We start from the raw sequence: 20,775 nt of genomic DNA, 5'->3' as shown, positions 1-20,775 counted from the left end.
GTCCCCCTCGCCCGGCGCGGGGCTCAGCCGGGCAGGCCGAGCTCTCCGGAGCGGTAGTGGCGACGGCAGAGCACCTGGTAGCGGATCGGGTCGGCGCCCGTGTCGCCGATGACGACCTGCTCGCCGGTACGGACCATCCTGCCGCCGACCACCCGGGCGTTCAGGCGCCCGGGGCGCCCGCACCAGCACAGGACCTCGACCTGCAGGCGGCTGATCTCGTCGGCCAGCTCGAACAGCCGCTGGGTGGCGGGGAACATCTGCGAGCGGAAGTCCGAGGCCAGGCCGAAGGCGTAGACGTCGATGCCGTAACCGTCGGTGAGATCGGCGAGCTGCTCGATCTGGGCGACCGTGTAGAAGCACGCCTCGTCGCAGATGACGTAGTCGATGGGCTCGTGCGCGCGGACCAGGGCCACTAGGTCGAGGTCGTCGACGACCTCGACGGCCTCACTGCCCAGGCCGATCCGGCTGGTGACCTGCGGGGTGCCCGAGCGGTCGTGCTTGGTGAGCACCAGGCCACGCCTGCCCTGGCGGCCGTGGTTGTAGTTCATCTGCAGGGCCAGCGTGGACTTGCCGCAGTCCATCGGGCCGAAGTAGAAGCGCAGCACTCCGTCCCGGGAACCGGCGGGAACGGCGGAAAGGGCAGACAATTCGGTCACGGGGGGCCAGCCTAGTACTCCGGCCGCGTTCCGCGATCTCCACCCCTGGCGATCGGTTCGTCGCCCTCACCAGGCGTCGGAGCGTACGGGATCGCCCGCCGCGCCCGCCGGGACCGCTTCCGGCCCCGCCGCCGGGAACCGGCGAGACCCGGGAACGGGAGAGAGGGAAGAGACGGTGGGAGAACCGAGGGGGCCTCGCCCGATCCCGCGGGCGAGGCCCCCTCGGCCGATGGGTCGGCTCAGAGCTCGCCTGTTCGGCTCAGAGCTCGCCGCTCTCGATCGCCGCCTTGAGACCCGCCTGCGTCGCCTCGTGGGAGGAGACGCCGTTCGTCACGGTGAAGTCGATGAGCAGGATGCTCGCCTCGAAGGTGAGGTGCTCGGTGACGCGCGTCCGCCCGTCGCCCAGGTCCTCGAAGACGATCCTCTGGTGCGTGACGACGTTCGGCAGCGTCCAGGTGTCGGTCTCGTAGTAGAGCTCGTCACGGTGGATGCGCTGCTGCGCGTGCGTGTTGGAGGTGACGGGCAACCCGGCGACCGGGATGTCCTCCACGGCCGTGAAGTTGACGTAGCGCGTCCCGGCGTCGGTCCAGTCCGCGTGGGTGACGACCCGCTTCAGGAACGAGTGCATGCCGAGGTGGTTGTTGATGTTCGAGTAGGCGTCGAACACGTGCTGCACCGGCGCGTCGATCTCAATGGAGATGTCGCGCTTGGCCTGGCTCCGTCCCGTTATCGGGAGGGGGGCGGTCAGACACTCGTAGAACCGGTAGGTGTCCCACGCGATCTGCCACCGCGCGGCGAGCACGGGGTCGGTGTCGGCCCGGGCGGGGGTCGAGAACACGCTGAGAAGGAGGACGGCGGCGGACAGCGGGGCCACGAGGAGCCGGAGAAGCTTCGTCACAGATACCTCTGAAAACCGGATGAGAGTGGTGAATGTCTTCTATCTCATCCGAGTCCTCTTTTACCGCGCCGAGCGTGGATCGTGATCTTCATGTTTCGTGGACGGCTCGCGCTCGTGCACCCGCCTGAAAGATAACGATCTACACCTCGTAGTGAGCTGTGGGGTATATGAGGGCGTTTGGGTGGAAGATGCGCTGGTAGAAGGGGGTGATCCCCCGTCGGCAGGCCCGGGCGTGACCTGACTTGGCCTGGCGGTGAAAACCGTGGGAGATTCCTTTTGGTCTATCGAAAAGTGGGAGAATCTGTGACGACCACCAACAACTCCGCTCCACCCCTCGGCAAGACCCCCGCCGTCGTGACCCCCGGTCCCTCCGGCGCGGAGACCACGGAGATGCCCGCGGCGCTCGCGGCGATGATGACCGAGGACGAGGCCGTCGCCGCCCAGGCCGAGGCGGCTCGCTGGCGGTACGGGTTCTACGTCGTGGTCATGGGACTCGTGGTCATCCTGATCGGCTTCGTGGTGATCGCGCTGCGCGAGGGTGACACGGCCGCGCCGTTCGCCGGGCTCGTCGGGGTCTCGGGCGCGATCATCGGTGCCTACTTCGGCGTGCAGGTCGGCCAGTCCGGCAAGGACCGCGTCGAGGCCGAACTGCGCCGTACGAACGAGATGGCCATCCGCCTCGCCGCCAAGATCCACGCGCACGACGCCGACGCGGTGATCAACACCACCATGGGTCCCCGCCGCCGCTAGGGACCGCTCCCGCCGCCTCCCGGTCCGTGACCGGGAGGCGGCGGGACCGTTTCCGGCGAGGTCGTTCGAGGTCGTTCGAGGTCGTTTCCCGCCAACACTGCCCAAGGACCGGGCACAGCTTCGGCAGGGTCCGCCGATTTGCGGACTCGCCGGGACTGGGTAGACACGGGGGCATGCGCAGCGTCCGTATCGGGGTCGACACCGGAGGCACGTTCACCGACGTGGTCGCGGTGGACGAGCAGACCGGTGAGATCACCACGACCAAGACTCCCTCCACCCCCGCCAACCCGGCCGACGGGTTCATGGAGGGGGTACGGAAAGTCCTGCGGAAGGCGGCCGGTGCGGAGGACGCGGGCGACCTGGGCGACGCGGGCATGGAGGCGGTGTCGGCCGTCGTGCACGGCACCACGGTCGCCACGAACCAGCTCCTCGAAGACCGCATCGCCGACCTGGGCTTCGTCACCACCGAGGGCTTCGAGTTCATCCTGGAGATCGCCCGCCAGAGCGTGCCGGACGGCTACGGCAACTCCTACTTCTGGGTGAAGCCGCCCCGCATCGTCCCGGTGCACCGGGTCAGGACCGTCGGCGGGCGCCTGGACCACACCGGTGCCGAGGTGCGGCCGTTCGACGAGGAGCAGGCCGTCGCGGCGGCCCGCTGGTTCCGCGACCGCGGCATCACCGCGATCGGCGTGTGCTTCCTGCACTCGTACGCCAACCCCGCCCACGAGCTGCGCATGCGGGAGGTCCTCGAACGGGAGCACCCGGACGCCGTCGTCTCGATCTCGTGCGACGTGCTGCGCGAGTACCGCGAGTACGAGCGGTCGGTCACCACCCTGGTCGACGCCGCCGTCAAACCGACCATGCGCCGCTACATCGCCAACCTGGCCGAACGCCTGGAGGCGGCGAGCCGCGCGGGGGACGTGGACGGCCGGGCGTACGCGGAGGGCGCGGGGGACGCGAGCGACCGGACGTACCGGAAGGGTGTCGTGGGTGTGGCGGCGGCGTCGTCCGCGGCGGGGGTCGCGCGTGCGGGGAGTGCCGGGAGGGGGAGCGGCATGCCGTTCTCCGTGATGAAGAGCAACGGCGGTGTGCTGTCCGCGGCCGAGGTCGTACACCAGCCGATCACCACCGTGCTCTCGGGACCGGCCGCGGGCGCGCTCGGCGCCGCGCTGATCGCCGCCACCGCCGGGCACCCCTCGGTGATCACCCTGGACGGCGGCGGCACCTCGACCGACGTCGCGGTGGTCGTCGACGGGGAGCCGTCCCTGACCACCGAGGGCAGCATCGGCCGTTACCCCTGCAAGATCCCGATGATCGACATCGTGACCGTCGGCGCGGGCGGCGGCTCCGTCGCGTGGATCTCCCCCGAGGGCACGCCGAAGGTCGGGCCCAGATCGGCCGGGGCCGACCCCGGCCCCCTCTGCTACGGCCGGGGCGGTACCGAGGTCACCGTCACCGACGCGCACGTCTTCCTCGGCCGGGTCCCCCCGCACCTGCTCGGCGGGGAGATCCCGCTCGACGCCGACGCCGCCCGCGAGGGGATCGAGGCGCTCGCGGGCAAGATCGGGCTGTCCCCGGAACGGACCGCGGCGGGCATCCTGGAGATCAGCGCGTTCAACCAGTCGAACGCCATCCGCCAGATCACCGTCAAACGCGGCCTGGACGTGCGCGACTTCCCCATGGTCGCCTTCGGCGGCTCGGGCCCGCTGCTGGTCTGCCGCCTGATCGACATCCTCGGCCTGCCGTCGGTGATCGTGCCGCCCGACCCGGGCAACGTCTCGGCCTTCGGGCTGCTCACCGTGGACGTCAAGAACGACTACGTGCGCACCTTCGTCACCCGTGACCTCTCCCTGGAGGCCGCAGGGGAGATCTTCGGCGACCTGGAGGGGCAGGCCGCCGCGGCCCTGGACCGCGAGGGTTTCGCCGCCGGCGCGCACGTCTACGCGCGCAGCGCCGACCTGCGCTACTACGGCCAGGCCTACGAGGTCAGGGTGCCCGCGCCGTCCGGCCCGCTGGACGAGGACTGGCGGGCCGAGGTGCTGGACCGCTTCCACACCGAGCACCGCAAGCTCTACGGGTACGGATACCGCGACGACCCCCGGCACGGCGTCGAGTGGGTCAACCTCCGTGTCTCCGGCATCGGCCCGATCACCCGGCCCGTCATCGGGCACAGGCCGCACGGCGACCCGCGGCCCGAGCCGGCCGCCTTCCGCGAGGTCTTCTACGACGAGTGGGGCGCCACCCCCATCCACCGCCGTTCCGACCTGACCGCCGGAGCGCAGGTCACCGGCCCGGCGGTCATCGAGGAGTACGGCTCCACGCTGCCGCTCCACCCCGGCTTCACCGCGACCATGGACGAGTTCGGAAACCTGGAGGTACGCCGTGCATGACGCGGAGCGAACCCGACGCAGTGAGCGGAGTGGTCCGCGAGGGACGAGCGGCCCGCGGAGTGGGCGAGGAGCGGTGAGCGACGGATGAGCACGGAGCGAACCCGACGCAGTGAGCGGAGTGGTCCGCGAGGGACGAGCGGCCCGCGGAGTGGGCGAGGAGCGGTGAGCGACGGATGAGCACGGAGCGAACCCGACGCAGTGAGCGGAGTGGTCCGCGAGGGACGAGCGGCCCGCGGAGTGGGCGAGGAGCGGTGAGCGACCGATGAGCACGCAGCGAGCCCGGCACGGTGAGCGGCCGGTGAGCGGGGCCGACCCGGTGCTGGTGGAGATCGTCGAGGGGACGCTCGCGTCGGTGGAGATGGAGGTCGAGACGGCCATCGCCCGTACCGCCCGCTCACCCATGATCCGCGACGCGCACGACTTCCGCGCCGGCATCCACGACGTACGGCTGCGCAAGCTGACCGGCAGGTCCTACTCGGCGCTGGTCCAGCCGATCGTCAGGGACTTCCCGATCGGCGAGATGAGGCCCGGCGACGTCTTCTTCCACAACGACGTCTACCTGTCCGAGGGCGGCATCGGGCACCTGCCCGACCTGTGCGTGACGGTCCCGGTCTTCCACGACGGGCAGGTCGTCGCCTTCGTGCAGGCGTTCGGCCACCACGACGACATCGGCGGGGCCGTACCGGGCTCCATGCCGAGCAACGCGCGCAGCGTGTTCGAGGAGGGGCTGATGGTCCCGCCGATCAAGCTGTGGGACGAGGGCGTGCCCAACCGGGCGGCACTCACGATCATGACACGCAACTCCCGGATGCCCGACTCCCTCGCCGGAGACCTGGACGCCGAGTGCTCGGCCTGTCTGATGGGCGCCCGGCGGCTGGGAGAGCTGTTCGACCGGTACGGGCGCGAGGCGGTCGAGGCGTGCTTCGACGCGATCATCTCCAACACCACCGAGACGTTCCGCAGGGAACTGCTGGCCAAGATCCCCGAGGGCACGCACGTGTGGGAGGACTACGCCGAGCACGACGGCGTCGACGAGCCCCGCCTGCACACGCAGCGGATGACCCTCACCGTCGACCACTCCGCAGAGGTGCCGCTCGTCATCGACTTCACCGGCACCTCCCCGCAGGCCAAGGGCCCGATCAACCACGCGGGCGACTACGCCGACGGGGTGTTCCTGAAGAAGTGGCTGGCGCCGATCCTGCGCAACCTGGCCGACACCCCCGAGCGGATGGCCGAACTCGACGTCAACGAGGGAGTCGTCCCCCTCATCGAGATGCGGTTCCCCGAGAAGGGCACCCTGCTCACCCCGATCTTCCCCGCCCCCACCAACGCCCGCACGTTCGTGATCCTGCGCCTGCTGGGCGTGCTGGCCGGGGTGCTGGCCAAGGCGACCGGCGGCCGGATGCCCGCCGACCAGGAGACCATCCGCTACACCGGCGTCTACGGCGCCGGCGCCGACGGCACCCCGTACCTGATGAGGGAGGTCCTCGGCGGCGGCTCCGGCGGCCGGTGGTACGCCGACGGCGAGGACACCATCCACGTGGTGCCCGACTCGCGCAACATCCCGGTCGAGTTCGCCGAGTCCCGCTGGCCGTTCCGGGTCGAGCGGCTCGGCCTGGCCCGCGACTCCGGCGGTCCCGGCCTCTACCGGGGCGGCCTCGGCTACGACAAGCACCTGCGGATGCTTCGCGACGCCTCGTTCATGTCCATCGCCGACCGCTCGATCCTGTCGTGCTGGGGCGTGAACGGCGGCCGCGCCGGACGGCCCTTCGTCGTGGAGATCGAGGGCAGGGAGATGGAGGGCCTGGTGGACGACTCGCCGGTCCGCGCGGGCGAGATCATCCGGGTGCGCACCACGGGCGGGGGCGGCTGGGGCTCCCCGCTGGACCGCGACCCCGCCCTGGTGGCCGCCGACGTCCGCGACGGCAAGGTCTCCGCCGAGGGCGCCCGCGACGACTACGGCGTCGTCCTGTACGGCGACCCCGACGACCTCCGGGTGGACGCCGAGGCCACCGCGACCCGCCGCGCCGGGCTCCGCGCCCTCCTCCCGGCCGATCCGGCCGACCGGCCCTTCTTCGACCGGGGTCCGGGCTTCCCCACCCTGTCGGGCGGCCTGCCGTACGCGGAGGTGGACCTCATCTGACGCTCGCGGGGCGCTCATGTGACGCTCGCGGGGCACTCGCGAGGCGGTTCACCTCCGGTGGCGGAGGGTGCGGGTGACGGTGAGCCCGCCGAGGGCGAGGGCGCCGGCCAGCAGGATGCCGGTCTCTGTCCACTGGAAGCGCCAGAACCGGTCGGCCGGATGGTGGTAGACCGCCTTGCGGTAACCCTCGTCGATCAGACACTCCTCCTTCAGCAGCTGGGCCCGTTCCGAACGGGCGTCCACCCCGGCGGGCGGCGGGCAGGTGCCGGCCGGCGGCTCAGCGATCTCCCGGCCGGAGGGGGTGACCCAGGCCTCCCCGACCAGGGTGCCGCCGCCCTCGTAGAGTGCCGTCCAGCCGGTGGTGACGGTACGCACCGGCTCGGCGTAGGAGTCGCGGGAGAAGAAGACGGCCGGAACGGCCACCGCGACCAGCGCCACGGTCACCGCCATCGCGGCCAGGGTGCGCCGGAAGAACGTCCCGGCGGCGGCGCCCAGGACGAACGCGAACAGCCACTACGCGGCCGGGACGACGCCGATGACGGTGAACGTCCCGGGTTCCAGCGACTTGTCGCCGATCGCGTCGCGGAACACCGGCAGCCACGCGCTGATCATCGCCGACAGGAGCAGGGCGGCGGCCACGACCATGCCGCCGAGCAGGCAGAGCTTGGTCACGAGCCACCGCAGAGGGGAGACCGACTGGGTCCATGCCAGCGCGCCGGTCCCGCGTTCGAACTCGGCCGCCAGCAGCGGCGCGCCCCAGAAGGCTCCGACCAGCGCGGACCCGGCGACGGGAAGCAGGCCGAAGACCATGAAGACCGGATGGTAGTAGTCGTAGTAGATCGTCGAGTTCACGCCGGAGCACGCGGCGGCGGAGCCGGGGCAGCCGGGCGGGGCCTGGCCGGCGATGTAGGCGGTCGCCCGCAGGCCGGAGATCAGCAGCAGCGCCCCCAGGGCGAGCAGCAGACCGCAGGTCGCCAGGATCTGCGCGCGATGCTGTCGCCAGGTCAGCCAGAGCAAGGAGGAATCCCTTCAGGTGGTACGCCCGGTTCACCCGGGTGGTCCCGCACGAGGGACCGCCCGAACCCGGTGGTCCGGTACCGGTCTCGCACGAGGGACCGCGCGAACCCGCCGGTCTCGTGCCGGTTCCGTACGGCGGAGGCAGGAGGATCAGCGGGTGGAGGTCAGGGTGGGGCGGGGGAGGGCCGCGAGGTCCGGGGCGCGCAGATAGGCCAGCACCGTCTCCTCCAGGTTCACCGGGCGGGTGGTCCAGCGCGGGTCGGGCGGCGGGGTGCCGTCCCGGACGAGCAGGGTGGCCTGCCGCCCCGTCCCGCCCCGCGAGATCACCGGCAGCCGGGCGGCGAGCGCGTCGGCGCCCTCGGCGGGACCGGTCAGCAGGCGGTGCCCGGCCACCAGCTCGTCGATGTCGCCGCTGACCTGGACCCGGCCCCCGTTGACCACCATCAGCCAGTCGCAGGTCCCCTCCAGTTCCGACACCACGTGCGAGGAGAGCAACACGGTCAGCCCTGTCTCGGCGACCGCCGCCATCAGGCCGCGCATCACGTCCTGGCGGGCCAGCGGGTCGAGGTCGGCCAGCGGTTCGTCCAGCACCAGCAGGTCCGGGCGCTTCGCCAGTGCGACGGTGAGCGCCACCTGCGTCCGCTGCCCGCCCGACAGCCTGCCGACCCTGCGGCCGAGCGGGATGTCCAGCTCCGCCAGCCGCCTCCTGGCCGCCGCGTCGTCCCACCGGGGGTTGAGCCCGCGCCCGAACCTGAGCATCTCGGCCACGCTGAAGCCCGCGTACAACGGCTTGCCCTGCGCCATGAACGCGATCCGCCACAGGTTCTCGCGCACGGGTTCGCCGAACACCCGCACGGTCCCCGTGGTCGGGGCGAGCAGGCCGACGGCCATGTGGAGCAGGGTCGACTTGCCCGCGCCGTTGGGGCCCACCAGCGCGACCACCCGCCCGGACGGCACCGCCACCGAGCAGTCGCGCAGCGCCCAGGTCCGCCGGTAACACCTGCCCAGGGCCTCGGTCTCCAGCGCGTTCACGCGATCTCCTCGCGGGATCCGTGGCCCCCGGGGGCCACGGGGGTCTCGTGGGAGAGGTCGGTCAGGACGGAGGCGACCAGCGCCTCCAGATCCTCCAGGTCCAGACCCGCCTGGCGCCCGTCGCGCACCCAGCGCACCAGGTCGGCGCGCAACCGCGCGCGGTCGCCCATGGAGGTCTGGCCCAGCGACCGCTCCACGAACGTGCCCTGCCCCGGCCGCCCGCTGACCAGGCCCTCCCGCTCCAGCTCGCGGTACGCCTTCAGCACGGTGTTCGGATTGATCGCCAGCTGGGTCACGACCTCCCTGGCCGTCGGCAGCCGGTCACCCGGCCGCAGCACACCGAGCCGCAGCGCGTGCCGGACCTGATGCACCAGCTGGAGGTACGTCGCCACCCCCGACCCCCGGTCGAGGCGGAATTCGATCAACGCCACACCCTTTCACTAATTAAATAGTGAAAGGGTGGAGCCAGGGTGGGGGAATGTCAAGCCGCGCCGGGCACGCCTTCACGATCGGCGCGCCCCGGTCACGCGAAGGCGCCGGATCAGGGCGGGGTGGCCGCTCGAGGGCCGTCGGATCGGGGCGGTCCGGCCGCGCCCGAGCCGCCTTCCCGGCTCGTGGGGAAGACGCGGCCGAGGTGGTAGTCGATGGCCCGCCGTACCTCGGCCACGGTGCGCCGTCCGTGGAGGACGTCCATGCCCAGCCCGGTGATCCCGGCCACCAGGAGGTCGGCCTCGTGGCGCGGGTCGAGCCCCGGCGCGGCCGTACCCTCGCGCTGCGCCTGCCCGATGACACCGGCGACCAGCTGTTCGAGAGGCTGGGCGTCGTGCAGGAAGACCGAGGCCAGCGCGGGATCGGTGAGGCTGCGGGCGTAGTAGGCGGCGAGCACCCGCAGGGCCGCTCCGCGCTGGTCGTCCAGCGGCAGGAACTCGGCCAGGATCGCCCCCAGCAGGGCACGGGAGTCGGAGGGGTCGACCGAGGCCATCCGTGCCCGGGCGTGCCGCTCGTTGTCCTCGTTCAGCAGCCGGAGCGCGGAGACGAGGAGCCGGTGCTTGCTGTCGAAGTGGTACTGGACCACCCGCAGCGACACCCCGGCCTCGGCGGCGACCTCCCGCATGCTCGCCGCGTCCAGCCCGCGCTCGGCGGCGACGCGCCAGAGCGCCTGGCTGATCTCGCGGCGCCTGGACGACCGCGCGCCCGGCTCGGGAGCCGGGGGCGCGGGGGGCGGGTTCTTCCGCCGCCGGTACGCCTTCGCCTGGCAGCCGCGCGAGCAGTACGCCGGAGGACGCCCCCGCGTCGCCGCCGGCAGCGGGGCACGGCAGACCCGGCAGGTCACCCTCTTTTCGTCACGCACCCTCACAGCATATTCCCAATAATCTGTGATGTAAGTCGAGAATTGTCCAGATCAGAAGCTTTTCAGTCAACATCCTTTTGATACGTTCGTATCGTTCTCAGATCATGACGTGAGGAGGTCGACGATGAACGAGGCCTGGTACCGGCTCGGGATGCTTCTGGTGCTCGCCGCGGGTGTCTGGGAGGGGCCGCTGGCGATCGTTTTCCGCGTGTTCACCGACAAGGCGCCCGACGTCCTGACCGCGGCCAACTACCTGCCCGCCCCCTGGTGCTACCTCGCGGCGGCGGGCGCGACGATCGCCGCCCTGGCCGTGATCGCGGTTCTGGACGCCGCGCACAAGCGGGTTCTGGCGCGCGAGGAGCGGCCGGGTGGCGGGTGATCGTCGCCGGTTCCGTATTCCGGCCGGGGTGGACTCGTGCGTTGGTCCGGACAGGTGCTAGCCTGGACGTAGTTGCGGTTGTGGTACCCATGAAACTTTGTGTGCACCTGACGGATAACCCTTCAGGTGCATTTTGTTTTCCCGGTCATCTCCGGATGGGCTCATCGCGGCGACGCGAGATCCACGCGGTGTGGATCTCGGCTCTGCCCCCTATCGAAGGAGAATGATCATGGCGACTGGCACCGTTAAGTGGTTCAACGCGGAAAAGGGCTTCGGCTTCATCGAGCAGGACGGCGGCGGCGCCGACGTCTTCGCCCACTACTCCAACATCGCCGCCCAGGGCTACCGTGAGCTGCAGGAGGGCCAGAAGGTCTCCTTCGACGTCACGCAGGGCCAGAAGGGCCCGCAGGCGGAGAACATCGTTCCCGCCTAGTAGCACAGGCACATCACGGGCCGGGGCCCGCACCTCTCTGAGGTGCGGGCCCCGGCTCGTTTCGCGTCCCCGTCCGTACGCCGGGATCCACGGGGCGGTGGGGCCCCTCGTCGGCGTAATCCGACGACAACCGGTGACCCGGGTCAACCTCGGGTGAGCGTCGTCCTCGCGGGCGCGTGGATGTCGGCGGGGAGCAGTTGCTCGGTGAGCAGGCGGCGGATCCGGTCAGGGCTGGTCGCCCAGGGCCGCAACAGCTCCCATCCATGGAAATATCCAAAAATATACGGACTCATCGCCGACGGCCTCAGCACCCTGAGCGCGAGTGCCGCCTCGTCCTCGCTGTACAACGCCCACCGGGTGAGATAGGCGGCCAGTTCCGCCTCGCTCCGTCCTTCGGCCGCCAGGAACGTCGCGTTGCCCCAGACGCCCCACAGCACGTTCTTGGCATGGTGGATCGCCGCGAAGTCGCTCCCGTCCGGCCGGATGCCCACCAGCGGGAAGATGTTCGCGTTCAGCCAGGCCTGCGCCTCGTCCCCGGGGAACAGGAGTTCCTCGGCCAGCAGCCCCAGCCCCTCGCTGAGCACGAACGACGGCGACAACATGAACCGCACGCGCTGGTCCGGGTGGATCTCCTTCAGCATCGACTCGGCGATGTGACCGGGGTGGCCTTCGTGCGCGACGAGATACAGCAGGTCGGCCAGGTTGAAGGGAATTGCTCGGTTGATGTGGATCGTGGACTTCAGCCCGCCCTCGTAGTCGCCCGCACCGTGAAAGGCCACGTCCCGCACGAGCCGGCACTTCACGACCTCCTCCTCGGGCAGCGCGATGATGGTGCCGGTACGAGCACGTGTCTCGGCCACCGCCCTGGCCACCAGATCCGGCAGCCGCTCGATCGGCTCCAGCGTGTGGGCAGCCTGCCATGCCCGAAACCGCTCGGCCAGCGAGCCGGGGGTCTTCGGCAACGCGGCGTCCAGCTCGGCGTGCGCCTGCTCGAACACCGACTCGGGCAGCCGGCGCGGTTCCAGGCCCAGGCATTCCGCCGCGTATTCGGCCGGCGGGAGCCGCGCACCGTTCAGGTAACCGGCAACGGCCCGCATCGCACGCACGTGAGCCCTCAGATAGGCGGACGGTGCGCTGTCCAGCAGCCTGTCGGCGTCCCGTACCAGCTCCGCGGGGGACGCGGGCGGCCGGGCGTCGACCTGGGCGCTCCAACCGGCCGGTCCCCGGTAGATGAGCATGGTGACGTCCGCCAGACGGTCGATCCGCAACGCGAGCATCGCGTAGGCACGCTGCCATTCCACGAGTTCCTCCTTCGTCTCGGTGGTGGTTAAGCTAGCCGTACGGTTTTCCGTACAGTGCACGGAAAGAAGGGGGAGATGCCGGAGTCCATCTGGTTCCGTGACGAGGACCGCTCGCGAAAACCGCGTCTGTCACGTGAACGCGTCGTCGAGGCCGCCATCACCCTGCTCGACAGCGAGGGTGTGGCCGGATTCTCCATGCGGGCCCTGGCCGCCCGGCTGCGCGCGGGCACGATGTCGCTCTACGAGTACGTCACGAGCAGGGAAGACGTGCTGGACCTGGCTCTGGACGAGGTGATCGGCGGAATCGAACTCCTGGAGGCCGGCTCGTGGCGCGACACGTTGCTCGGCCAGCTCACCCAGAGCAGGGCCGTCATGCGACGCCATCCCTGGGTGCCCGCGCTCACCGCCACCCGCCCCCTGCTCGGCCCGAACGCGATGGCCCGCTCCCGTCGCTTCTACTCCGTCCTGGCCGACGCAGGGCTGAGCGGGCCCGCCCTCGTCTCCGCCGTCGGGACGCTGTCGTCGTACGTGAACGGCTTCGTCGCGGCCGAGAACACCTGGTGGGCGACGGTCCGCACCCCCGGGGCCGACGCCGAGATCCGCGGCAGGGTCGACCGCTACCTCGACGAGCACTCCCACCTCGCCCAGGTGACCGACTCCGACTTCGACGGTCAGTTCCTGCTCGGCCTCGACCTCATCCTCGACGGCATCGCCACCCGCCTGCCGTGACCGTCATCCGGGCGGACCCGTCGATCGGCGTCGCCGTCGCGCTCCCGCCGGCCTTTGCCGTACCTCGATCCCCGGCTCGTCCCGGTGCTCGGCTCGTTCGTCCTCGAAGGGCCGATACATGTTGCGGTGCTCGGTTCCTTCGCCTCCGAGGTGCCGATGCGTGGGCGGCCCCCGCTCTCCCCGGCCGGAGCCGTACGGGAGGTCGTGACGAACACGTCCTCATGATCTTGCCCCCTCCCGTCCCGCTCGGTGACGGTATGGGAGATCATGGGTGTGCCCCCGTCCGGGTGTCGTGCCAAGTGGTCTCATGGCAAACGGGCCGGGAACGGGGAGCCCTTGCCGGCCGGGCCGGCCGCCACGCACCGGAGGTTGATCTTGCAGGGAGCACTCGGCGACATCGTCGTCCTCGATCTCTCTCGCGCGCTCGCGGGCCCGCACGCCGCGCAGATGCTCGGTGACCTGGGCGCCCGGGTGATCAAGGTGGAGCATCCCGCGGGAGGTGACGACTCGCGGGGCTGGGGTCCGCCGTTCGTGGGCCCCGACCAGGACATCTCCACCTATTTCCTGGCGGCCAACCGCAACAAACAGTCAATCGCCATTGATCTCAAGTCCGCCGAGGGCAGGTCGCTCGTCGAGCGTCTGGTGCGGCAGAGCGACGTGCTGGTGGAGAACTTCCGCACCGGGGTCATGGACCGGCTGGGCTTCTCCGTCGAGCGGCTGCACGAGCTCAACCCCCGCCTGGTCATCCTGTCGATCACCGGGTTCGGCCACGACGGCCCGGAGGGCGGCAGGCCCGGTTACGACCAGATCGCGCAGGGCGAGGCGGGGCTGATGAGCCTGACCGGCCCGTCGCCCGAGGAGCCGTACCGGGTGGGCGCCTCGGTCGCGGACCTGCTCGGCGGTATCCACGGCGCGTACGGGGTGGTCGCCGCGCTCTACGAGCGGGAGCGGACCGGGCGGGGCAAGGTGGTGCGGACCTCGTTGCTGGCCGCGGTGACCGGGGTGCACTCCTACCACGGGACGGCCTGGACGGTCGGCGGCCAGGTGTCCCGGGCGGGCGGCAACCACCACGCCTCCATCGCCCCGTACGGCGCCTTCCGCTGCGCCGACGGCATGATCCAGATCGCGGCGGCGAACGACACGCAGTGGCACAAGGTCGCCGCCCTGCTCGGGTTGGACGTCGACCCATATGTCACTAAATATGCGAATAACAGGGAAAGATTTACGCATCGGGATGAACTGATCTCCGACATGGAGCGGGCGCTCACCAAGCACGACCGGGCCCACTGGCTGGCCGCGCTCGGCGAGGCCGGGGTGCCCGCCGGGGCCATCAGGTCCCTCGACGAGGTCTACGCCTGGGACCAGACCCGTTCCCAGGGCCTGGTCGTCGAGGTGGACCATCCCGTGCTCGGCACCATCGAGCTGCCCGGACCGCCGCTCCGTTTCGACGGAGACCCTCCCATGCGCCACGGCGCCCCGCCCGCTCTCGGCGAGCACGACGACGAGGTCCTCGCCTGGCTGGAGGCGCGCGAGCGATGACAGGCACACCCCCCGTCCACGCCCGGACGCCGTCCCGCGGAGCGCGGGTATGACCCCGGCACGGCCCGACGCGCGCACGCTGATCGGCACCTTCCTCGACCCGGGTACGTGGCTGTCGTGGGACGAGCCGCCCGCCGACCCCGCCGCGCCCGGTTCGGGGTACGCCGAGGAGCTGGCCGCGGTCCGGGGCAAGACGGGATACGACGAGTCGGTGATCACCGGGGAGGGCCTGCTGGACGGGCGCCGGGTGGCGATCGTCGTGTGCGAGTTCTCCTTCCTGGCCGGTTCGATCGGGGTGGCCGCCGCCGAGCGGCTCACCGCCGCGGTCGAGCGGGCCACCGCCGAGGGGCTCCCGCTGCTGGCCGCCCCCGCCTCGGGCGGAACCCGGATGCAGGAGGGCGCGGTGGCCTTCGTCCAGATGGTGAAGATCACCGCCGCGGTGGCCGCGCACCGCGCCGCGGGGCTGCCGTACGTCGTCTACCTGCGCCACCCCACCACCGGAGGTGTCTTCGCCTCCTGGGGGTCGCTCGGGCACGTCACCGCCGCCGAGCCCGGCGCGCTGATCGGGTTTTTGGGGCCGAGGGTGTTCGAGTCGCTGCACGGCTACCCGTTCCCCGAGGGCGTCCAGGTCTCCGAGAACCTCTTCGCCCACGGCCTGGTCGACGCGGTCGTGTCGGCGGAGGACGCCCGCCGGGTCGCGATACGGGCGCTCGCCGTGCTGTGCGCCCCCCGCCGGGACCTGGACCCCGGGCCCGAGCCGGACGAGCGGGTCCCGACGGTCCAGGCGTGGGACGCGATCAGCCGCTCCCGCCGCGACGACCGCCCCGGGGTGCGGGCGCTGCTCAAGCTCGGCGCCTCCGACGTCACCCCGCTCAACGGCACCGGCGTGGGCGAGAACGACCCCGGGCTGATCCTCGCCCTGGCCAGGTTCGGCGAGGCTCCCGCGATCGTGCTCGGCCAGGACCGGCGGCACCAGCGGATCGACGCCCCGCTCGGCCCGGCCGGGCTCAGGGTCGCCAGGCGGGGCATGCGCCTCGCCTCCGAGCTGGGGCTGCCGCTGGTCACCGTGATCGACACCGCCGGGGCCGCGCTGTCCAAGGCGGCCGAGGAGGGCGGCCTGGCCGCGGAGATCGCCCGTTCGGTGGCCGATCTGGTGATGCTCGACGCCCCGACCGTGTGCCTGCTGCTGGGAGAGGGGGCGGGCGGTGCCGCGCTCGCGCTGCTCCCCGCCGACCGGGTGCTGTGCGCCCAGCACGGCTGGCTGTCGCCGCTGTCTCCCGAGGGGGCCTCGGCATTGCTGTACCGGAGCGTCGACTTCGCCCCGGAGATCGCCGCGGCGCAGGGGGTGAGGTCCACCGACCTGCGCAGGGACGGCCTCGTCGACCGGATCATCCCGGAGTTCCCCGACGCCGCCTACGAGCCGGAGGCGTTCTGCGTCCGGGTCGCGCGCACCCTGGAGCACGAGATCGCGGGACTGCTGGGCCAGGCCCCCGCCGACCGCCTCGCCGCCAGGCTGGCCCGTTACCGGCGGCTCGGCGTGAGCTGAGGATTCCCGGCCCGGGGGACGGCGGCGTCACCCGTACGGATGCCGGACGTCCCCGGGGCCTGGGCGTGGCCGCCGGCGGTTGACCTGAACTTTGGTTGAGGTCTCATCCTGATGACCATGACCACACCGATCACGCCTTCGACGCCGGCCACGCCGGTTACGGCCGGGCGGCGGGAGTGGGCCGGCCTCGCCGTGCTGGCGCTGCCCGCCCTCCTCGCCTCCCTCGAACTGACCGTCACGAACCTCGCGTTGCCCGCCATCGGCAGGGACCTGGCGGCGAGCGGCACCCAGTCACTGTGGATCGTGGACGTCTACGCCTTCCTGCTGGCCGGGTCGCTCATCACCATGGGCGCGCTCGGTGACCGGATCGGCCGCCGCCGGTTGCTGCTGATCGGGGCGGTGGCGTACGGCCTCGCCTCGGTCCTGGCCGCCTACGCGCCCGACGCCGGGAGCCTGATCGTCGCCCGGGGGCTGATGGGGGTCGCCGGATCGACCCTGATGCCCTCCACGCTCTCCCTGGCCACGTCCATGTTCTCCGATCCGCGGCAGCGGGCGACGGCCATCGGGGTCATCGTGGCCAGCGTCTCGGGAGGCACCGCGATCGGCCCGCTGGTGGGGGGATGGCTGCTGGAACGCTTCTGGTGGGGGTCGGCGTTCCTGCTGGCCGTACCCTTCATGGCGGTGCTGCTGGTCGCGGGCCCGCTGCTGCTGCCGGAGCGCAGGGACGCCGCCGCGGGGCGGCTGGACGTCACCGGCGCGCTGCTGTCACTGGGCGCGGTGCTGCCGCTGGTCTACGGGCTCAAGCGGATCGCGGCCGACGGCCCGGAGATGACGTCCGCGGTCGCGGTCGTGGCCGGGCTGGCGCTGGCGGCGGCGTTCGTCCGCAGGCAGCGTACGCTGGCCGATCCCCTCGTCGACCTGCGGCTGTTCGCCGGACGGACGTTCAGTGCCGCGGCCGCCACGCTGGCGTTCGGCATCTTCGTGCTGTGGGGTTCCAACTACGCCGTCGCGCAGTACCTGCAGCTGGTGCACGGCCTGTCGCCCCTGGAGGCGGGCCTGTGGACGGCGCCCTCGGCGGCGGGGGTCATCGCCGGTTCCCTCCTGGCGCCCCGGGTCGCGCGGAGGATCCCGCCCTCCGTCGTGATCGCCACGGGCCTGGCCGTGTCCGCGGCCGGCTATCTCGTGCTCACCCGGACGCAGGGGACGGGCGGGCTCGCCGTCCTCGTGTCCGGGGCCGTGGTCGTCTCCGCAGGGCTGGGGCCGATGATGGCGCTCGCCACCGACCTGGTCGTCGGCTCCGCGCCGCCTCACCGGGCCGGTGCCGCGGCGGCGATCGCCTCGGTGGCGCCCCAGTTCGGCGGCGCGCTCGGCATCGCGGTCCTCGGCAGCGTCATCACCGCGGTCTACCGGAGCCGGATCTCGCCGGCGGAGGTTCCCGAGGCCGCCCGCGACAACCTCAACGCCGCGGTGGCGGTCGCGGGGAGCCTTCCCGGGCGGCTCGCGTCCGGACTCCTCGACACGGCGCGCACCGCGTTCGTCCAGGGCTTCCACCTGACCGCGGCGATCAGCGCCGTCCTGATGGCGGGCGTCGCCCTGCTGGTGGTGATCCTGCTCCGCGAGGACGCCGGGCGGTGAGACGCTCCCGGCCGGCCGACGGGCCGACGAGCCGGCCGGTCAGCGGGCGGGCCCGGCTCGGGACTCCTGGTCGGCCGGCCGGTCAGTGGGGCCGCCCTGCGGTTTCCGGTCGGCCGGTGAGCCCGCTCCGCGGACGTGCCGAGAGCGTTACGGCTCGGCGCCCTCCGGGGTGAGCGGGACGGGCAGGCGCTCGATCCTGATGGAGAAGACCTCGTCGCGGGGGACGACGACCTCGTACGCCCCGTGGTCGACCATCCAGTAGCCCAGTGCCTCGGCCTTCATCCCGCTGTGCCCGGTGTAGGCGATGTGCAGGCTCTCCTCGCCGTTCTCCTCGGAGACGTCGAGGACCAGGCACGGCTCCCCGCCGAACGCGCCGACCGTGCGGACCAGCACCAGCCAGTCGAGGTCCTCCCGGGCGACGACCAGCCGCCAGTAGCCGGTGGCCGCCTCGAAGCCCTTCTGCGCCTCCTCGTTGAACAGCACCACCTCGGCGCTGCCGGGCCCGAGGGCCGCGGCGTACGTACGGCCCAGGTAGCGGGCGGCGAACCCCGAGGCCACCGGCTCGATCTCGGCGCTCATGAGGCGGGCCGCCAGCTCAGGCCGTCGTAGAGGCCGAAGAGGCGCTCCTCGCCGGGGACCACGTGGATGATCTCGGCTCCCGCGGGGATCGGCATGGGCGTGGTGTGGAACTGCGGCACGACGTGCTCCCGCGAGGTGGTGAAGCCGTTTCCGGTGAAGGGCGGTGAATCGTTCCAGTCACCGCCCATGTGCGGGCCGTACGGCACGACGTAGGCGTCCATGTCGCGGGCGAACCAGCGCATCAGATAGATCTCCGGGACCGTCGCGGTCAGCTCCGAGCCCTCGAACCCCAGGTCGAGGCCGGCGAAGAGCTGCGCGGGGGTGGTCAGCCGCGCGCAGTCCTGAACCCGGTAGACGTACCCGGAGATCACGGTGCGTCTGCCGGCCAGATAGGGCACGAGCAGCCGAGGCGGTATGACCTTCTGCATCTGCGTTCTACGCCCAGGTGGCTCACTCACGGTCGGCATTTTACGATCCGCCGACCTGGAGCCGCCGGTGTTCCAGGCACGGCAGGGCATTCCGGGTGGCAATCGTGATCTGCGCGTCGATTTCGCACGTCTGCACGGCGGCTGTGGGTCCCATATCGGTGCGTACCACTCCCATCGGATCGACCAGCATGCTCCGCCCGATCCCGAAGCCGTCGCGGGCCTCCGGGTTCGGCGCCTGGCCCACGGCCGCGACCCAGGTGGTGTTCTCGATCGCGCGGGCCCTGACGAGGGTGGTCCAGTGTTCCTCCTTCATCGGCCCCGAACCCCATGCGGCTATCACCGCGAACATCTCGGCCCCCAGGTCGACCAGGGCCCGGGTGAGCTCGGGGAAGCGGATGTCGTAGCAGGTGACCAGGCCCACCCGGATCCCGGCCAGCTCCACCACGACCGGCGTGTCGCCCGGCGCGACCAGCTCTGACTCGCGGGCGCCGAAGGAGTCGAACAGATGGATCTTCCGGTAGGCCGCCTCGATCGAGCCCGAGGGGCCGATGGCGACCGCGGTGTTGTGGACCCGGTCCTCGCCGGGTTCGAACACCCCCGCGATCACCGACAGGCCGTGCTCCCGCGCCGCCGCGGCCAGCCCGGTGACGAACGGCCCGTCCAGCGGCTGGGCGAGGTCGGTGACGCGTTTGCCGTACCGGGTGAGGGCGGCCTCGGGGAGGATCGCCAGCTCGGCGCCGCCCGCGGCGGCCTCGGCGAGGGCGTCGCGGGCACGGCTGAGGTTGGCGGCGGGGTCTTCGGCCACCGGGATCTGGCAGAGGGCGATGCGCGTCACGGATGTGACCCTATCCGTCTGTTCGGCACTCGTTCCATCCACGTCAGGCTCCGCCACGCCCATTCCAGCGGCCCGTACCTGAACCTGGCCAGCCACGCGCGGCTGAACAGCACCTGAAGCGCCAGGACGGCGACGGAGAGCGCCACGCCGGCGAGCCGGGTCGTGTCCGCGACGAGCAGGGGTACGAAGATCAGGATGATCGGGGTGCTCACCAGGTAGTTCGTCAGCGCCATCCGGCCGAGCGGGGCCAGGACCGACAGCAGCGGGCCGCGCAGCCGGGTCCGCAGCAGGAGCAGCAGCCCGGTGCCGTAGGCCGTGGCGACGGCGAGCCCGGCGGCCGCGTGGACGGACGCGTGGAAGAGGAGGGGGTCCTTGGCGATGCGCAGCCAGAGCCAGGTGAGCGTCACGCCCAGCACCGCGCTCGCCACGAACGCCGGCGGCAGCAGCCACCCGGGCGGCGGGCGCTCCATCAGGAGCATGCCCAGCAGGAACAGGCCGGGAACGAGGATGATCCCGCCGCCCTGGTACACCGCCCACGCGGTGAGGGCGACGCCCAGCACCGCCACCGCGGGCCGGGGGAGGAACGAGGCGGGCAGCAGGACCAACGCCCCGAAGATCGCGTAAGGCAGGAGCACCTCGCCCGAGTTGAAGAGCTGGTGGACCGCGCCGAGGGCGGCGAGCACCGCCAGCCTGCGCAGCAGCACGGCCCAGGGGTGTTCGGTCCGGTCGGCCGCCGACCTCAGGAAGAGGACGAAGCTCAGCCCGAACAGGAACGAGAAGATCGGGTAGAACCTGCTCTGCAGCAGGTTGTCGAGCGCCCAGTCGACCGCGTTGCGATCGGACTCGCCCAGGTGGTCACGCGTGTGCTGCCAGGTGTTGACCACCATGATCCCGCACACCGCGAAGCCGCGGAGCGCGTCGAGCGCGTGGAGCCGGGCCGGCCCTGCCGGCCCTGCCGGTCCCGCCGGTTCGATCGGTCGGGCCGGTCCGCTCGGGTCGGCCGGGTCGGGCGGTCCACTCGGGTCGGCCGGGTCGGGCGGGCCGGTCGGTTGGGTCGGTCGGGTCACAGGAAATAGACGTACCACCCCATAATCCATCACGCATAGACGACCCCGGCTATTGACCGGCGCCCGG

At 71.7% G+C, this 20,775-nt stretch carries 21 protein-coding genes; 9 read left to right on the top strand and 12 right to left on the bottom strand.

The window, feature by feature from the left end; all coding sequences use genetic code 11:
• Positions 1–23: 23 nt before the first annotated feature.
• Both ACVCAG_RS19410 and ACVCAG_RS19405 read right to left on the bottom strand, forming a co-directional pair.
• Positions 24–656, bottom strand: coding sequence for a thymidine kinase (locus ACVCAG_RS19410; RefSeq protein WP_440084708.1), 633 nt, complete (start codon positions 654–656; stop codon positions 24–26).
• 259 nt (positions 657–915) lie between these two features.
• Positions 916–1,554 (bottom strand): hypothetical protein, encoded by a 639-nt coding sequence (locus ACVCAG_RS19405; protein WP_440084707.1) that lies wholly within the window; start codon positions 1,552–1,554, stop codon positions 916–918.
• Between the two features lie 303 nt (positions 1,555–1,857).
• Between ACVCAG_RS19405 and ACVCAG_RS19400 the strand changes: the two genes are divergently transcribed.
• The 3 genes from ACVCAG_RS19400 to ACVCAG_RS19390 all read left to right on the top strand — a co-directional run bounded on the left by ACVCAG_RS19400 (position 1,858) and on the right by ACVCAG_RS19390 (position 6,837).
• Positions 1,858–2,304 carry a hypothetical protein gene (locus tag ACVCAG_RS19400; protein ID WP_362680870.1) on the top strand — a complete coding sequence of 149 codons (447 nt, stop codon included), beginning with the start codon at positions 1,858–1,860 and terminating at the stop codon, positions 2,302–2,304.
• Between the two features lie 173 nt (positions 2,305–2,477).
• Complete coding sequence (locus ACVCAG_RS19395; RefSeq protein WP_447190102.1) at positions 2,478–4,694, top strand: hydantoinase/oxoprolinase family protein; 2,217 nt, start codon at positions 2,478–2,480, stop codon at positions 4,692–4,694.
• A 262-nt stretch (positions 4,695–4,956) separates the two neighbouring features.
• Positions 4,957–6,837 (top strand): hydantoinase B/oxoprolinase family protein, encoded by a 1,881-nt coding sequence (locus ACVCAG_RS19390; RefSeq protein ID WP_440084705.1) that lies wholly within the window; start codon positions 4,957–4,959, stop codon positions 6,835–6,837.
• 48 nt (positions 6,838–6,885) lie between these two features.
• Here ACVCAG_RS19390 and ACVCAG_RS19385 read toward each other — a convergent pair whose 3' ends face one another.
• From ACVCAG_RS19385 to ACVCAG_RS19365, 5 genes are all read right to left on the bottom strand, one after another.
• Positions 6,886–7,287, bottom strand: coding sequence for a hypothetical protein (locus ACVCAG_RS19385; RefSeq protein WP_447190101.1), 402 nt, complete (start codon positions 7,285–7,287; stop codon positions 6,886–6,888).
• 63 nt (positions 7,288–7,350) lie between these two features.
• Positions 7,351–7,854 carry a hypothetical protein gene (locus ACVCAG_RS19380; protein WP_447190100.1) on the bottom strand — a complete coding sequence of 168 codons (504 nt, stop codon included), beginning with the start codon at positions 7,852–7,854 and terminating at the stop codon, positions 7,351–7,353.
• Positions 7,855–8,004: 150 nt separating this feature from the next.
• A complete protein-coding gene (locus ACVCAG_RS19375) occupies positions 8,005–8,886 on the bottom strand; it encodes an ABC transporter ATP-binding protein (RefSeq protein WP_447190099.1) in 882 nt (293 codons plus the stop codon).
• Positions 8,883–9,317, bottom strand: a complete 435-nt coding sequence (locus ACVCAG_RS19370) for a GntR family transcriptional regulator (RefSeq protein ID WP_440084702.1) — start codon at positions 9,315–9,317, stop codon at positions 8,883–8,885. Before ACVCAG_RS19370 ends, ACVCAG_RS19375 begins: the two co-directional genes overlap by 4 nt.
• A 110-nt stretch (positions 9,318–9,427) precedes the next feature.
• Positions 9,428–10,237 carry a TetR/AcrR family transcriptional regulator gene (locus ACVCAG_RS19365; protein WP_447190098.1) on the bottom strand — a complete coding sequence of 270 codons (810 nt, stop codon included), beginning with the start codon at positions 10,235–10,237 and terminating at the stop codon, positions 9,428–9,430.
• Positions 10,238–10,361: 124 nt separating this feature from the next.
• Between ACVCAG_RS19365 and ACVCAG_RS19360 the strand changes: the two genes are divergently transcribed.
• Positions 10,362–10,616 (top strand): hypothetical protein, encoded by a 255-nt coding sequence (locus ACVCAG_RS19360; protein ID WP_440084700.1) that lies wholly within the window; start codon positions 10,362–10,364, stop codon positions 10,614–10,616.
• A gap of 229 nt (positions 10,617–10,845) precedes the next feature.
• Entirely contained in the window at positions 10,846–11,049 is a 204-nt protein-coding gene (locus tag ACVCAG_RS19355) for a cold-shock protein (RefSeq protein ID WP_049562746.1), read from the top strand.
• 143 nt (positions 11,050–11,192) lie between these two features.
• On the opposite strand, the gene ACVCAG_RS19350 is transcribed toward ACVCAG_RS19355, so the two are convergent.
• Positions 11,193–12,350, bottom strand: a complete 1,158-nt coding sequence (locus tag ACVCAG_RS19350) for a hypothetical protein (protein ID WP_440084699.1) — start codon at positions 12,348–12,350, stop codon at positions 11,193–11,195.
• Between the two features lie 75 nt (positions 12,351–12,425).
• On the opposite strand from ACVCAG_RS19350, the gene ACVCAG_RS19345 reads away from it, so the two are divergent.
• The 4 genes from ACVCAG_RS19345 (at position 12,426) to ACVCAG_RS19330 (ending at position 17,799) form a co-directional block, all read left to right on the top strand.
• Positions 12,426–13,079, top strand: a complete 654-nt coding sequence (locus ACVCAG_RS19345) for a TetR/AcrR family transcriptional regulator C-terminal domain-containing protein (protein WP_440084698.1) — start codon at positions 12,426–12,428, stop codon at positions 13,077–13,079.
• 375 nt (positions 13,080–13,454) lie between these two features.
• Entirely contained in the window at positions 13,455–14,618 is a 1,164-nt protein-coding gene (locus ACVCAG_RS19340; protein WP_440084696.1) for a CoA transferase, read from the top strand.
• Between the two features lie 49 nt (positions 14,619–14,667).
• Complete coding sequence (locus ACVCAG_RS19335) at positions 14,668–16,164, top strand: carboxyl transferase domain-containing protein (RefSeq protein WP_440084695.1); 1,497 nt, start codon at positions 14,668–14,670, stop codon at positions 16,162–16,164.
• Positions 16,165–16,281: 117 nt separating this feature from the next.
• The gene (locus ACVCAG_RS19330) at positions 16,282–17,799 is read left to right on the top strand and encodes an MFS transporter (protein WP_440084694.1); all 1,518 of its coding nucleotides are present in this window, start codon (positions 16,282–16,284) and stop codon (positions 17,797–17,799) included.
• 147 nt (positions 17,800–17,946) lie between these two features.
• Here ACVCAG_RS19330 and ACVCAG_RS19325 read toward each other — a convergent pair whose 3' ends face one another.
• The 4 genes from ACVCAG_RS19325 to ACVCAG_RS19310 are packed head-to-tail and all read right to left on the bottom strand — an operon-like array spanning position 17,947 to position 20,708.
• Positions 17,947–18,378 carry a hypothetical protein gene (locus ACVCAG_RS19325; protein WP_440084693.1) on the bottom strand — a complete coding sequence of 144 codons (432 nt, stop codon included), beginning with the start codon at positions 18,376–18,378 and terminating at the stop codon, positions 17,947–17,949.
• Positions 18,375–18,836 carry a hypothetical protein gene (locus ACVCAG_RS19320; protein WP_362834929.1) on the bottom strand — a complete coding sequence of 154 codons (462 nt, stop codon included), beginning with the start codon at positions 18,834–18,836 and terminating at the stop codon, positions 18,375–18,377. The genes ACVCAG_RS19325 and ACVCAG_RS19320 overlap by 4 nt, the downstream gene beginning before the upstream one ends.
• Positions 18,837–18,846: 10 nt before the next feature.
• A complete protein-coding gene (locus tag ACVCAG_RS19315) occupies positions 18,847–19,641 on the bottom strand; it encodes a carbon-nitrogen hydrolase family protein (RefSeq protein ID WP_362680824.1) in 795 nt (264 codons plus the stop codon).
• Entirely contained in the window at positions 19,638–20,708 is a 1,071-nt protein-coding gene (locus ACVCAG_RS19310) for a DUF418 domain-containing protein (protein WP_440084692.1), read from the bottom strand. Before ACVCAG_RS19310 ends, ACVCAG_RS19315 begins: the two co-directional genes overlap by 4 nt.
• Between the last annotated feature and the right edge of the window lie 67 nt (positions 20,709–20,775).

The organism is Streptosporangium sp. G12 (assembly GCF_052983175.1).
The sequence above is the reverse complement of the archived record's forward strand: the minus strand, read 5'-3'. Positions and strand labels throughout refer to the sequence as shown.